Annotated in this window: 11 protein-coding genes; 4 read left to right on the forward strand and 7 right to left on the reverse strand. The window is 57.6% G+C overall.

From position 1 onward, the window contains the following. The first annotated feature begins 285 nt into the window (after positions 1-285). Positions 286-2,382 (forward strand): FUSC family protein, encoded by a 2,097-nt coding sequence (locus L0U84_RS04005; RefSeq protein ID WP_233847932.1) that lies wholly within the window; start codon positions 286-288, stop codon positions 2,380-2,382. Between the two features lie 6 nt (positions 2,383-2,388). Here L0U84_RS04005 and L0U84_RS04010 read toward each other — a convergent pair whose 3' ends face one another. The 4 genes from L0U84_RS04010 to L0U84_RS04025 form a co-directional block, all read right to left on the reverse strand. After that, positions 2,389-2,706 carry a GIY-YIG nuclease family protein gene (locus L0U84_RS04010; RefSeq protein ID WP_233847933.1) on the reverse strand — a complete coding sequence of 106 codons (318 nt, stop codon included), beginning with the start codon at positions 2,704-2,706 and terminating at the stop codon, positions 2,389-2,391. A 10-nt stretch (positions 2,707-2,716) separates the two neighbouring features. Beyond that, positions 2,717-3,721 (reverse strand): GNAT family N-acetyltransferase, encoded by a 1,005-nt coding sequence (locus tag L0U84_RS04015; protein ID WP_442793971.1) that lies wholly within the window; start codon positions 3,719-3,721, stop codon positions 2,717-2,719. A 521-nt stretch (positions 3,722-4,242) separates the two neighbouring features. Further along, on the reverse strand, positions 4,243-6,336 hold the full coding sequence (locus L0U84_RS04020) for a recombinase family protein (protein ID WP_233847935.1): 2,094 nt from the start codon (positions 6,334-6,336) through the stop codon (positions 4,243-4,245). Continuing rightward, positions 6,314-6,511: a hypothetical protein gene (locus L0U84_RS04025; protein WP_233847938.1), complete on the reverse strand. Its 198-nt coding sequence runs from the start codon at positions 6,509-6,511 to the stop codon at positions 6,314-6,316. The genes L0U84_RS04020 and L0U84_RS04025 overlap by 23 nt, the downstream gene beginning before the upstream one ends. Positions 6,512-6,929: 418 nt before the next feature. On the opposite strand from L0U84_RS04025, the gene L0U84_RS04030 reads away from it, so the two are divergent. From L0U84_RS04030 to L0U84_RS04040, 3 genes are all read left to right on the forward strand, one after another. After that, positions 6,930-7,904, forward strand: coding sequence for a hypothetical protein (locus tag L0U84_RS04030; protein ID WP_233847939.1), 975 nt, complete (start codon positions 6,930-6,932; stop codon positions 7,902-7,904). Continuing rightward, a complete protein-coding gene (locus tag L0U84_RS04035; protein WP_233847941.1) occupies positions 7,873-8,499 on the forward strand; it encodes a hypothetical protein in 627 nt (208 codons plus the stop codon). The genes L0U84_RS04030 and L0U84_RS04035 overlap by 32 nt, the downstream gene beginning before the upstream one ends. 384 nt (positions 8,500-8,883) lie before the next feature. Continuing rightward, entirely contained in the window at positions 8,884-9,744 is an 861-nt protein-coding gene (locus tag L0U84_RS04040; protein ID WP_233847942.1) for a hypothetical protein, read from the forward strand. Positions 9,745-9,891: 147 nt separating this feature from the next. Here the strand turns inward: L0U84_RS04040 and drt4 are convergent, their stop codons facing one another. The 3 genes from drt4 to L0U84_RS04055 form a co-directional block, all read right to left on the reverse strand. After that, positions 9,892-11,547 (reverse strand): antiviral reverse transcriptase Drt4, encoded by a 1,656-nt coding sequence (gene drt4, locus L0U84_RS04045; protein ID WP_233847943.1) that lies wholly within the window; start codon positions 11,545-11,547, stop codon positions 9,892-9,894. A 62-nt stretch (positions 11,548-11,609) separates the two neighbouring features. Further along, positions 11,610-12,467, reverse strand: coding sequence for a hypothetical protein (locus tag L0U84_RS04050; protein WP_233847944.1), 858 nt, complete (start codon positions 12,465-12,467; stop codon positions 11,610-11,612). Positions 12,468-12,497: 30 nt separating this feature from the next. After that, a complete protein-coding gene (locus tag L0U84_RS04055; protein WP_233847946.1) occupies positions 12,498-13,652 on the reverse strand; it encodes a YaaC family protein in 1,155 nt (384 codons plus the stop codon). Positions 13,653-13,720: the final 68 nt, after the last annotated feature.

Raw genomic sequence — 13,720 nt, forward strand, 5'->3', positions numbered from 1 at the left:
GTTCATCCGCTCGCGGCATGCAGTACGAAAACCGCGCGAGTCCGCAAGGACCGCGCGGTTTTTTCATGCGGTTTGCGCGGGACTCGACTACCGTGCAACGAGCGTCACGATTTCCGTCTCGCCCGCGCCGGCCCTCGCGCATAACCTGAACGCATGACGCCGATGAACGGAACGCATTTTTATATTTAGGTGTAAACCCTTATGATTCGCCGCACGACCTTTGCGCGCGAACTTGCTTCGGCACGCCCGCGCGACTCCATAAATTCAACCAAACCCACTGTCCGGATGATGAACCGCAGCAAGTCACACTCGACATCGCCGCGCTGGTCGACCCGGCTGCATTCGCTCGTCACCGCGATCTATCGCAAGCGGCCGATCTGGATGGTGTCGTTCGCGGCGAGCGAGGCGAATCTTTCGGAGGGCTTGAGGGCGGCCTGCGCGTCGACGGCGATGCTCGCGCTCGGCAACGTGCTGCACGATCCGCTGTTCGCGTGGGCCGCGATCGGCGCGTTCTGGACCTGTCTTGCCGATGCAGCCGGCTCCAATCGCGCGCGCTTCATGTCGATGCTGGGCTTCGCGCTGCTGTCGACGCTGTGCGGCGGTATCACCGCGTTCGCGTCCGCGTCCGGCACCGCGTGGGCCGCGCTCGCCGTGCTCGCGTTCACGACGCTTGGCGCGTTCGGCCGCATCTGGGGCGCGGCCACGTCGCAGGTGACGATCCTCGCGGCGACCGCCTGCGTCGTGATGGTCGACCGGCCGATGCACGACGCGCGTGCCGGTGTCGCGTTTCTCGGCGTCTATCTGATTGGCTGCCTGTTCGCGATCGTGCTGAGCCTGTCCGTGTGGCGCATTCATCCGTTCGGCGCGAGCCGCGCGTCGTTGCGCGCGGTGTATCTGCGCCTCGCCGATGTCGCGTTCGATAGCGCGCGGCTCGTCGGCGAGCGTGCCGCGCCGCGCGAATGGGCCGCGCATGCGGCGCGCTTTCGCGCCGATGCGCGCGCGTCGCTCGAACGATCGCGCGATGCGCTCGCGAGCGTGCCCGCATCGAAAGCGGGCGGCGCGGCCGTGTACGACACGTTGCTCGGCTTGCTGACCGATGGCGAAGCGTTGTTCGCGTATCTGATCGCCGTATCGGGCGCGGGCGAGAAAGTGCCCGACGATCCGCGTCGCACCCAACGCGCGGTGCGCTCGCTCAATGCGATCGGCGAAGTGCTCGGCGACATCGGCAGCGCGACCGGCGACGCGCGCTGGGAACGCCTCGCGCAACCGCAGACGCGGCTGCGGCGTCTCGCGCATCGGCTCGAAAGCGGGCTGCTCGAACCGGTGAAGCTGCAATCCGGTTTCGAGCTCGTCGATTTCGCGCCGCGTGAGGTGCACGTCGAGTCGTGGAGCGCGTGCGTCGCGCGTTATACGGCGCGCGCGTGGTCGACGCTGAAGGCGAACCTGTCGTGGCAGTCGGTCGGCTTGCGCCATGCGGCGCGCGTCGGCGTGACGACGACGGCGGGCTTTCTGCTGATCCGCGCGTTCGGTCTGCCGTTCGGCTACTGGGCCACGATGGCGACACTGCTGATCCTGCAGCCGTCGATTGCCGCAACATGGCCGCGCAGCATCGAGCGCGCGGCGGGCAGCATCGTCGGCGGCGTGCTCGCGGCGGCGATCGGCTATGCGATTCATTCGCCGCTCGGCATCTCGCTCGCGGTGTTCCCGCTGGTGATGGCGACGATGGCGCTGCGCCCCGTCAGCTACAGCCTGTTCGTGCTGTTCCTGACGCCGGCCTTTGTGCTGGTCGCCGACTTCGCGACGCCGGGTGCCAACGAATTGACGTTCGCGCTGACGCGGCTCGGCAACAACGTGCTCGGCTGCGTGCTCGCGCTGCTCGCGACGTTCCTGCTATGGCCGACGCGCGAGAAGCTCGACGTGCGCGTCTATCTCGGCGACGCGGTGCGCGCGAATCTCGCGTATCTGCGCGCGTCGCTCGACGCGCCGCGGCACAGCGGCCACGAGATCGAGCAATTGCGCCGCGCGGCGGGTCTCACGAGCAACAACGCGGAAGAAGCGATCGGCCGTGTGCGGCTCGAAAAGCTCGAAGACTCGATGGCCGATACGGTGACGCTGACCGTGCTGAGCCTGCTGCGCAGGATGGCCGGCACCGCGACGCAGTTGCGTCTCAGCGCGAACCGTCGCGACATGCATGGCGAGCTCGACGAGTGGGTCGTGGCGATGAGCGCGGCGATCGAGGCCGCGTTGAACCGCACGTTGCGGCCGGTGCGGCTCGAGTTGCCCGCGCGTGAGCGGTTGACGTCGCTGGAAGCGGATGTGGTGGGGGAACTCGCGCGCGTGCATCGCCTGTTGACGGAGAGGATGCGCGAGGCGAGGGGCTAGCGCGACTCAGCCGTCGGAGCTATCGCCGTCTTCGGCGTCTTCATTCACAGCTACCGCCGGCAACACCGACTGCAACGTGAACACCCCAGCCGCCAGCGCCCGCTTGTCGGCCGCCGTGAGCCGCTTGACCCAATACTCGGCGCTCGACGCGCTCGAGCGGTCCGCCAGCTCGAACGACGCGAGCACCCGCACCGGCTTGCGCGAGCGCGTATAACGCGCGCCCGTGCCGCTCACGTGTTTGTCGAAGCGCGCGGCGACATCGGTCGCGATGCCGGTATAGACGCTGCCGTCCGAGCATTCGAGCAGATAGAGAAACCACGCCATAGCCGCGCTTCTAGCCTTTGAACGGATTGTGTTCGCGCAGCTCGTCCACGTACGCGTGGATGCTGTTCTTTTCGTTGTCGAGGAAATGGCCGACCGCATCGGCGAAGGCCGGATGCGCGAGCCAATGCGTCGAGCGCGTGGCCGTCGGCAGAAAGCCGCGCGCCATTTTGTGCTCGCCCTGCGCGCCGCCTTCGAATGCGCCGAGCTTTTCTTCGATGCAGAATTCGAGCGGTTGATAGTACGCGGTTTCGAAGTGCAAACACGGCACGTGTTCGAGCGCGCCCCAGTAGCGGCCGTACAAGGTGCCGCCGGTTTTGTCGTCGCGCTGATAGACGACGAGCGAACTCGCGATCGGCTTGCCCTCGTATTCGGCGATCACGAGCAGCAGATTCTCAGGCATCGACGCGCCGATCATGCGGAAGAAATCGAGGTTCAGATACGGACTCGAAAAATGCTCGCGATAGGTTTGCCGATAGCACTTGCTGAAGAAGCGCCAGTCGGCATCCTTGATGTCCGCGCCGCGGATGCGCCGCATGGTGATGCCGGCGTCGCGGACCTTGCGACGTTCGGCGCGGATGTTCTTGCGCTTCTTCTGTTCGAGCGTCGACAGAAAGTCTTCGAAGTCGCGATAGCCGTCGTTGAGCCAGTGAAACTGCACGCCTTCGCGTTGCATCATGCCGATATCGGTGAGCGCGTCCGCCTCGCCTTGCGTCGGAAACAGCACATGCAGCGACGACACCTCGGCCTGCTCGGCGAACGCCATCAAGGTGGCCGCGAGATGGCGCAACGCGTGCTCGTTCGCCGACAGCAGGCGGTTGCCCTGCACCGGCGTGAACGGCACCGCGCACAGCAGCTTCGGGTAGTAGGGCAGACCGTTGCGCTTGTACGCGTCGGCCCAGGCCCAGTCGAACACATATGTACCCACCGTCACTTGCACCTGTTTTTGAACGGGTTGAACTTCGCCAACAATGTAAGCTCGTTTGGGGCATGAAGCTAGGGTTGGGGTGGTTTTCATGCTCTTCGTGTTACGAATTAGGCAAGCCGGCTACGCCGGCGCGTCAGGCATCCGAGTGTGTGCAACTTTGGAACCGCCGTCAGGCGGCTGTCCACGCCCTTGTGGTGTGGGCAGCGAAGTTGTGCACACGGGGAAGAAGAAAGCGCATATGGGTCCGTGCCAGACTATGTACTCTTCGGGCAGGGGCCTCCAGTGGCACCGATTACCATTGTGCCCCATTTAAGACCCAGGGATTTCGCGTCGCAGCTTGGAGCAGCCGTCACCGCCGTTCCCAATTGATGAGCCGATTTCGCTGTAACTCCTGCATCAGGTGCCGCCGCAGCCGACCCAAGGATTTGCGCGCTTCTTCGAGGGGCGCGTGGTCATTCCGCAGACGCCAGTAACGTTCAGCGGCAATCGCCACCGACTCGGAGATAGCGTAACGTCCCGTTTGGACTTCTCCAAAGTCGACAACCCGAACTAGAAATCACCGAAGGACCTTTACTCGACTGTGGAGTCTCGTGACATAGTGCATCCTTTGGTTAGAAACCAGGCAGCTTGAGTGATTTCTCTGCTTCCTGTCGGGCCTTGAAGTGAGGCGGTCGCCTTTCCTTGATGGCCCGTACACCTTCCCTGACGGCTTCGGAATCGAGCGCAGCAACAGGCACCTGCCAGGGCGCGGAGGGCATGAGTTGGGTCGCAGGCAGTATTCCCTCACGTATCAGGCGGTGAATCGAGCTTCCGTAGATTCCCAGTCGCCGTGAGGCCTCTTCCACGCTCATCGTCTCCGCATGCGACGCCGTTGGATCGAACGGCGCAATGCCCAGCCGTTCACGCATTTCGGTAACACGAACCGTGGTCCAGGTCTTGCCGTCTGGCGATTTGCATCGCATGCGGTTCATGGTCACCGCAAGCTCCCTGTCCGGCCACTGACCACCAAGCTTGCGCATGACCTCAACAGCACTGAAGTGTTGGCTGGACGGATATCGACCAACATTCACGCGTGCGACGCGCAGCTCCGTGTGCCGGCCACCGGTCCAATGAACCGTGGCGACAGCTTCGTTCGTGTCGTCGTCCAGATCAATCACGACCTCCAGAATGAGAATACGGGTCAGCCGCTGCTTTGTTCGCATGTCGGTGCCCGGCGCATTCCACGTCGCCGGGAGATCGTGCGCGAGCGTCATCAACTGTGTCTGGTCGATCGCGGGCCGGCTTGCAACCTCGCGGTCCAGAAGCGCTGCGCGCTCTTCGAGGTGAGCGACACGCTCGAGGGCCGCATTCCAGCGCGCTTCAAGCTCGCGTGCAACCAACCGCTTCATCGGATCGACAACCTCATACCGGCGTGCGGCGAGAGATGCGTCGTAGCGTGCTTCCTCGAGCTCACAGGCCAACGCACGACGCACATCGTCATCTGCGCGCGATATTTGCTGTGCAGCACGAATGGCCGCTTCCACCGCATGCTCCGAAACCACTTCGACAATCGCGGCCGCCACCGCCTTGTCGATACGTACTCCACCGATTCCGATGCAGCGAAATGCTCCGACATGTGCTTCGTCGCCGCGGCAGTAATAGCGATGCGCGTGGCCGGCTCTCATGCCGTAGTTGACTCGCATCATTCGACCGCACCGGCCACATCGCGCCAGGCCAGTCAGCAATGCGCGTCCGCCACGAGCAGATCGGCGGGAAGCGCGCTTCTTCATGTGTGTGTTCTCGGCGATCATCCTTCGATGCTCCTCGAACTGATCCCACGTGATATACCCTGGATGATGGTCTCGCAACAGGACGCTCCAGTCCTTCATCGGCTTGGAGTGACCTTCAGTCTTACGAGCCCGTCCGTCGACGACGGCAGTGCGTTGGGTCGTCCTTCCAAACACATACGCCCCAGCATAAACCGGATGTTCCAGGATCTGGACGACCGTGTGATATGCAGGCCGACTCCATTCGATCCGGACGCCGGCTGGGCCGTGCCGCGTGACGGGCAGCTTGACGTCCGATTGTATGGCCCATAGCAGCACCTGACGTGCGCTGCCGAGTTCGCGGAACTTACGGAAGAGCACCCGGATGGCCTCCGCAACCCGTTCGTCTGGATCGATCTCGATCTGCCCAAGCTCGTTCCAGCAGTAGCCCGGAGGTAGCGCGAAACGCAATTCGCCGCGCCGAGCCTTCGAATCACGGGCGGCAATGCCGCGCTGACGCAGCAGACTGAGTTCGTACTCCGACATCGTGCCTTTGAGTCCCAGCAGGAGCCGGTCGTTGACCAGCCTGGGGTCATAGATACCGTCGTGATCAACCACGACCGTGCCGACCAGTGCGCAAAGATCAATGAGATGGTGCCAATCGCGGCCGTTGCGCGCAAGTCGCGAGGCCTCGAGACAGAACACGGCGCCGACCGATCCTGCACACACTGACGCGACCAGCTTCTGGAATCCGGGCCGTTCGATACTGCCGGACCCTGAACGTCCAAGATCATCGTCGATGGTTATTACCGAAGCAAAGCCCATGGCCCGTGCAGATTCGGCGAGCGCGTACTGACGATTCTGGCTCTCCGTGTGCTCCACTACCTGGCTCATGGTTGACTGCCGGACGTAGACTACCGCACCTCGGCAGAGATGTTCAGCGGAGATCTTCTGGCTCATCGCGATCTCCTGGGTCGTTGGTGTTCGCCGGTTTGCCCAGCGCTTCCAGCAGAAGTGCCGCGAGCGCTTCGATCACTTCCTCCCGTCGATTCCCCACAATGTCTGCGTTGAACGTTGGGTCTCGGTGCAGTTCCAGCGGAAGTTGTACGCCGGGTTCTCTTTGCGGTCGTCTCATCGGAATGGCCCTCCGTTGACAGAGGTTCCGATGATCCTCCTGCGTCGCAGTGGCGCTTCCGGTCAGACAGGATGCGGCATAGGAGGGCCAGCGCATCCGCGCTCACCTGCGGCTCGCCGAGTGACATTGCCGAGCATGCCGACGCATCGAGCATCCACGCTGGCAATTCGCGGGAGATCTGTTGTGGAACGTCGAGATGAACCATCTGATTCCCACGACGCCCTGTACGGCGGACCAGTCTGTATTCCTGGCCATAGGCAGGGTGCCAGCGGTATGCGATCACAACGATTTGTGATCGGTATGTTGAATGTCGTGCGGCTTGGCAAACGAACCGGCGTATTGTTTCCACAGTTATCAGTTACAGGACATACGGCTAGGCGGTTGCTCATATCGTTTCGACGACTGAGGGGAGATTATCATGTCGGACTTTCGGGTCAGGGGGCACTCAAGCGACGCACGGGAGCTCCTAAGAGATGCCGAAGCGATACTCGAAACGAGTGAACTTCGGGCTGCTTTGGAATTACGACTTGAATCAATAAAAAAACTAAATAAAATAAAATCGAAAAACCAAATCAATATAATTTTTAAAGTCCCGTCGCTCCGAAACGCCGTGCTCATGGGTGTCGTCGATTTTTACCACGACGCGACGAAGTTGTTGTTGGAAATCGAAACAAGGCCTTTGATTGAAAGCTATCTTCTTCATTCAGCGGAGACGGGAAACCCGGTGCCGAGTCTTTTCGGATTCGTCGAGGAAAGAATTCTATCGCTCCCGTTTCAATGTGACGCCAGTGAGTACCGTAACATACTTGACCGTGCAGGGGAGCAGCTTCTAGCTTTGCTGCTAGCGGAGAAACCGTGGCCTGCGGTGAGAGTGGGAGGTATTGAGTCGTTGATTATAGTTTCGACGCAAGAAGACTCATCGCACAAATCGAGTTCATTGGAACGTGTCCAAACAGAGACTTCGGCTATTCGGGATGAGGGATTTGTTGTTACGTACATCCAGGCCGAAAAAGCAATTCCAGTTCTTTGCGCGTCTATCTTGAAAAGACTTTCTCTTAAAATGGAGAGTCGAGGCTACAGAAAACCAGAAGATGAGAGCCTGCCGGCTAATGTTGAAGTTTCTAACTATGACCATGGATGGCTGGTCTTTCGGCGTCAGCAGTTGGACATGGAGAGAAGGGGGTTCGGTGGTCCTACGTATCCCGTTCCTGGTTATCTAAATCCCGGGGATTATTTCTTCGGTATCGAAAACGGACGTGTTACATGGTGGGATACGGCCACTCTTTGGACAGTTCCAGAAGAAGGTATCGTAAGACCGTTTCTGCCATACCCGCCCGAAAAAGCCGAGGAGTATTTGGAAAATGCTCGAAAACTTCGCAGCGACGATAAATGAGGCTTCCGCGGCTATAAAAGCTGTAAGTGGCTTGGCCGCATTGGCGTTGAATGTAAAAATCGCACCGTTTATGGTGGAGAGTCCAATAAATCCAAAATTTTTCAACTCCTTGGTTGTTGTTGTCGTTTTCGGAATTACTTTTGACGTTAAGTCATCTGAGTTGAATTTTTGGCTGTTCCTATCAAGCCTGGGCACGATTGTTTTTGTCGCGCTGTACGTGGGGCTTCGTACCAAATATACGGTAGAAAAGCAGGTCTTTGTGAAACCACCTTTTTGGAAAATAAAGAAGAGGCCAGAGCGAAAGAAGGAAAAAGTTTTGACAGGTTTTGCACTCAAACCTGAAATAGTCAAGCAGCTAGGCGGAAAGAAAATGAGCGCGAAACAGCTTATGGAAAACGCTGGCTACCAAGAATCCAAAATCTGGACGGATAATTCAAGAACGTTTCTTACAATAACTGCGTTTGTGCTATACGTGCTCGTGGGTATATGCACGACTGCGACGCTTTCGTTGGCTACGGGCAAGCTTGTTTCTGGCAACTCCGGCGAGGCGGTCGCAAAGGCTCCTGTCAACGATGGCTCAGTGGTTAAGCGTTAAGTGGGGAACATCAGCAGCTTTTAGCGGCAAGATGTCCTTCGCTGGTCACCCTCCGGACCAAGACGCATCGTTCTTGCCGCCCGTCTATAGGTATCCACATTGACATCGGTAAGCGCGCTTCGGTGGAAATTCAGAGCACAGAGGCCGGGGTGCTTGCCGGCACGGTCAGCGTGCTGAAATGCGGCAAAAGAAGTGAGATGTAATCCAAATCGGCAACGCTAAAATTGGGATGCCGAAGACAGTTACCGATGCTCAACGGCGCCATCGTGCGTCTCCCGACTGTCAGGCGAATCAACGGCCGGATGAAGCTTGAGTGCAAGTGCTGTATTCTTTGAGCGACAAATCGACCAAAGTCTCTGGAGACCGAGCGCGAGCGCAAAAATAATGGATGAAAGTACCCTTGAGAAAGTTGCGAGCTTCATCTGTGGCAACGGTGAAGACGACCCTCAATATCGCACGTCGTCTCAGCTAACCGCATTCTTCGCTAGGGCCGGTTTGCCGCGTTTCGTCCATGACGGTAGTACTAGAGTTTGGTGGGTGCTCGACTGCCTGAAGCAGTGTTCAAGAGAAGAACTGGCATCCGTCCTCAAACGGCTCGCATCACCTAAGGAATATGGAGGGGATAAAACAAAGGTGGCACAAGCGCTCAAGGGGCTGAATGAGGCTGTGTACATCGAGGGCTTCAGGCTGTGTCTTGATGGGCTGGAGCCGAAATTCGAAAAAATTGACGTCATATTTGACGTGGATGCGGCTTCTGAAGAGGTCGTGCTGAAACCGCTTCCGGCCCCCGACTTCTTTGCCCTAAGCCTTGAGCCCGGAATAGGGGCGGTCCTCCATTCTCGTTGGACCGAAGCCCAGCGATGTCTCGACGCCAAGGCGTACTTGGCCGCAATCATCATAATGGGCAGTCTGCTCGAGGGTCTCCTCCTGGCGGTATGCCAAAGGAATCCGAGATTGGCCAACTCATGTGCCGCTGCGCCCAAAGAAGCGCAGTCAAACAAAGTCAAACGCTTCCACGAGTGGACTCTGGCAGAGATGATTGACGTCGCGCATAGCGTTGGATGGCTCGACCTGGATGTAAAGCGGTTTAGCCATGAGCTTCGCAGCTTCCGGAATTTGGTCCACCCGTATGAACAGATGGCAAGCAGAGCCAACCCGGATGAAGACACGTGCAGTATCTCATGGCTAGTAGTTCAAGCAGCTGTAAATGATTTGGCACGCGCTATCAGGAAGACGCAGTCTTAGCGAGAAGGCCAGCAGGGCCAGTCTGTTCATGCGCAGGTGTTTGGGTTGCTTGACATTGCTATATCTGCGTTTCAATGGAGTCGGCCGACGGAGCTAAGTCGGCAGGTCTGTCCACGGGGAATGAACCGCGAGCGCGAGAACCGACAGCTATTCTCCGAACGGGTCTTGCGCACGAACGCGAGCGGCAATTTGCTGATTTCTCGCCGCGACCCAATCGTTCAATAGTAGTACCGGTTCATTCTCTTCTCGAAACGGATTGTTGACGTAAAGACAATACTCCTCGGCATCAGTTTCTTTCTGGTCGGTCGGAATGAAATCAACTTTGTGGTTCCGCAATATTTCGAAACTCAAATCATCTTCTGCCCGTTGGATGACGTCGCGGTAGTAAAGCTGATAGAGAAGCAGCCACTGTTGGTCACGGTCATGATACCCGGCGTTTAGGGTCTCTCTCGCAAATTCGATAACGGCGTCATCAGCTTGGTGAAGCTCAAAGAGTAATGCGCACGCAACGCAATCTTTCGATGCTATAACGCTTGCTATTGCCTCCGGGCTCAGTTGTATCTTCGCGCGTTTGGCCAGGTGCAGTGGCCATGCCATGCCATCGGAACGGCGATGTTTGGCATTCTCAACAATAATCGCGCTTATGTGCTCCCTGTATGGAGCTAGTAGCTCTCGCTCGTCCTGCACCAAGACTTCGAGGTAAGGCAATAACGCAGGATAATGCCAGCTCAAGTTTACAAGGTAGCTCGCTACGCTGAAGAGGGCGCCGTCATCGAGATGCGGAAGCAGCGAGCCGACAGCATATTTAAGGACGCTGCCGTCGCGTGTTTCATTATTTAGGCGTGTGGCAAAGTCAAGATATTGAATAGCGTCGGGCGTGAAGATGCGAGTCGTGCCATCTTCAGCGCGCGCGACTCGGCTATTCAGTTCTGAGCCGAGAGCAACGACCCACGGTTCCACGAGCGGCTCTGGGAGTGCGACGATGGTCGTTTTCTGCAAGTTCAGCCGCAGTCTGTACGCAGCGAGCTCGGTCCCGAGTGTGGTTAAAAACTCGTTTGCCTTCTCGTGCGTTTCGCAATAACCAATGTAATCATCAATGTAGCGGCGAAAAACGAAACCGGCCTCGCGCAATTTGGTGTCCACGCGACCAAGAATTAATTCGACGAGCACGCTCGAGGTGCCCGGACCAATAGCCAGACCCACCGTTTCTCCGCGCCTGGCTGCCATCTGGAGGCTGTCGAGTTCGTTGCTCCAATGCTGAGCGCCATTCTCTCGCATTCGAGCTTTCTCGCGTTCGAATCCGACCGCGGCCCAAGGAATCGAGTGAGAGTAGATGCTGTGAAAACACCCGGCGATGTCGGTCTCCACACGGAATCGCTTGGCGAAGCTTGTCTCAAGCGCGGTCGTCGTACGGGTCTGCGCGTCCTCGTAATTCATGATGAACATGCGACCGTCCTGGTGCTGTTCGGGTTTGATTGCGCTGTTCTCGCTATTTGTAAGTGGTCCGAGCTCATCCCAGTGTTCCCAGATTTTGCTGGCCAAACGAGCGTATGGCCGAGGATGAATTAGGGCGAGTTCCCGGGGAACGTTGTTATGGCGCGTCATCAGATACGAAACGTCATCATAGCGAGCACTGCGTCGGCCCCTGGGTTCGTCGTAAGAGGCCACCAGTGCAGCTATTTCAGGAGTGAATTGCCGTGTTGACACACTCGGGGGAAGCTCTCCAACCGGTGCCTTCTGGTTCGGAAAGTAGTTCCATCGGGAGAGACCTTCGTAGATATGACGATGATGGATGATTGCCATTGGTTACCCAGACAGAGCTGTGTATATGAAGAAGGTATTGGCGTTCGCCTGGGGCTAGTATGTCAGTACTCGCTCTTCAGTGATGGGTCGACCGCGAATCTTGGGAGGTAAGGACCTCGTCGGACGTGATTCATCAGGCTCCAATATGCGGAGCGGGCGAACGAATGATTGCATCCCGCAGGATACTGGTAACTGTACGCTAGGTCGCGAGGCCCTTCCTGGTACGACCTTTGGAATTCGGGTGTGAGGTACAGGTAGATTCCCCAGAGAAGGTCGTTAAGCATCTGTGCTATATGACTCGAATGGTAGACGAAGATATTTTCGTGGAACCATTCGTAGAATCCGGGAAGCGCTTTGAATCCCGCCTCAGCATCAATCTCCACACCGCTTTTTCGAAGCGTCTGGATTATTTTTTCAACGTTTGATTGGAGTCGAGAGAAATTGTGCTTAGCGATGTCCCCACATATTTTGATGTAGCGGATTCGTTCGATGCGAATGTCTGCCTCGACATCGATTTCCCCGAACCACACTTTTTCCACTAGACACTCGTCCTCTAGCCAGGGCGACAACGCGTCAAGAGGCTTCGTAATGCACTCGACTTGAGTGCCGAGATGCGGTGAGGCGCATATCTGCCGAAGGTAGAACAGAAAAGTGTAGTCAGTTGGCCGGCCCGCTTTCGGAGGTTGCGGCAGACTGAGATAGCTCTTGTTGCCACCTCGCTCGTTCGGCTGGGAAAGGAAGTCGCCAAGCAGGATATTGAACAGCCTGCGGTCGTTCGCGTTCGCAAACAGTAACAATACGTCGGTCGTACGCTTCAGTTTTTTGAAGAATGAGTAGTTGACCAGCCCGCTCAACATATCCCAAGCCGCCAAGAGGACAATCGCCTCTTGCTCCAAGTCATTGAATTGCTCTGCGCGCATGCGTGATTTCCGGGGGGGCGACCCATTTGCCTATGTCAGACCAAAAATTGAACCCGATTGAACGGTGTATACGGAATCACCGGTCAAGCGCTCAAGCGCAATCTTTGGGAGCACGTTATCGACGATGACCAGATAATGCTCCAGCAAAGAGCGAAGATGGTCCAATTTTCCGTCTTCAATCTCATGCCAGAGGTTCGGCAAGTACCTCGTTATTATTGAAAACGCGTACAAAATGACGAAGTGAAGCGTGAAGATGTCGTGTATTCCCCAATATGGCACCACGATGCTCGAGCCGCAATAGCCGGACTTGTGGAGGTCGAGTCCTTGGTACCAGTGTTCCGAGGCTGGGTGTTCCAGTGTCCCGATGGGGAGCGTGGCGTCCGAACCTTCGTCCTTCATATCCTTAAAGTCCTTGACTGGAAGGCCCAAGACGTTTGCCTGTTCTGCCGTAATCTCATACCCGACTGGACATATCGCAATGGAAGACGTCGTGGTCAGTGCTGGTGTAAGGGATTTGGCGTTGAACAAGCTGCCTATGGTTGACACTCCAAGATGGTCAAGTTGCTTTTCTAAATCAGAGATGTGTCGCTTCGAAACATGGAAGGCCAACGGGTACGTGCCAAGGTACTCCTGTGTCACGCTCTGGAGTTCTGGAACTCGACGCAGAAGGTCAGCCAATGTGACTAGGCGTGCCCGCTCCTCATCGTTTGGCTGCTTGCGAATCCTTCGGTCAAAAGCAAACTCGTCGATTGGCAACTTGCGCGTTTTGCAATAGGCCGCGAAGTGCCCAGATTTCATGGCGCCGACCAGATAGTTTGCCGGGAACCCATCCATATCCGCGGCTATGGTGAACAGGCCATGCCCCTGTTCTGTGTGCCGTTGTATTGAGGGCAACGTAGAAGTTTCATCGCCAGCAGCAATCTGCTCGGCTATCGACATCTGAAGCAGCGCATAGTACCGCGACAGCACTCGAGCATTTAGTCCGCCCGACTTTGTCTCCCAATAGCCAACCGCCGAGCGCACGGCCCAAGCCATGCCAGCGGCCTTCTCCTCTAGGGCGGCTTCGGGCATCGTCGGCGAACGCCCGAGAATTACTTTCGCGCACAACTGATGGCTGGAAAGCCGCTTCAGTCGCAACCAGACCACCTCGGCGAGGTTGTCAGCGTAGATGTGTTCTGACTTCATTGGGGCACACCTCGAATTTAAGCCAATTTATAGTCGCTGGTTACAAATAATCGACGCTGAATAGAAGG

The organism is Paraburkholderia sp. HD33-4, assembly GCF_021390635.1.
Lineage (GTDB): Bacteria > Pseudomonadota > Gammaproteobacteria > Burkholderiales > Burkholderiaceae > Paraburkholderia.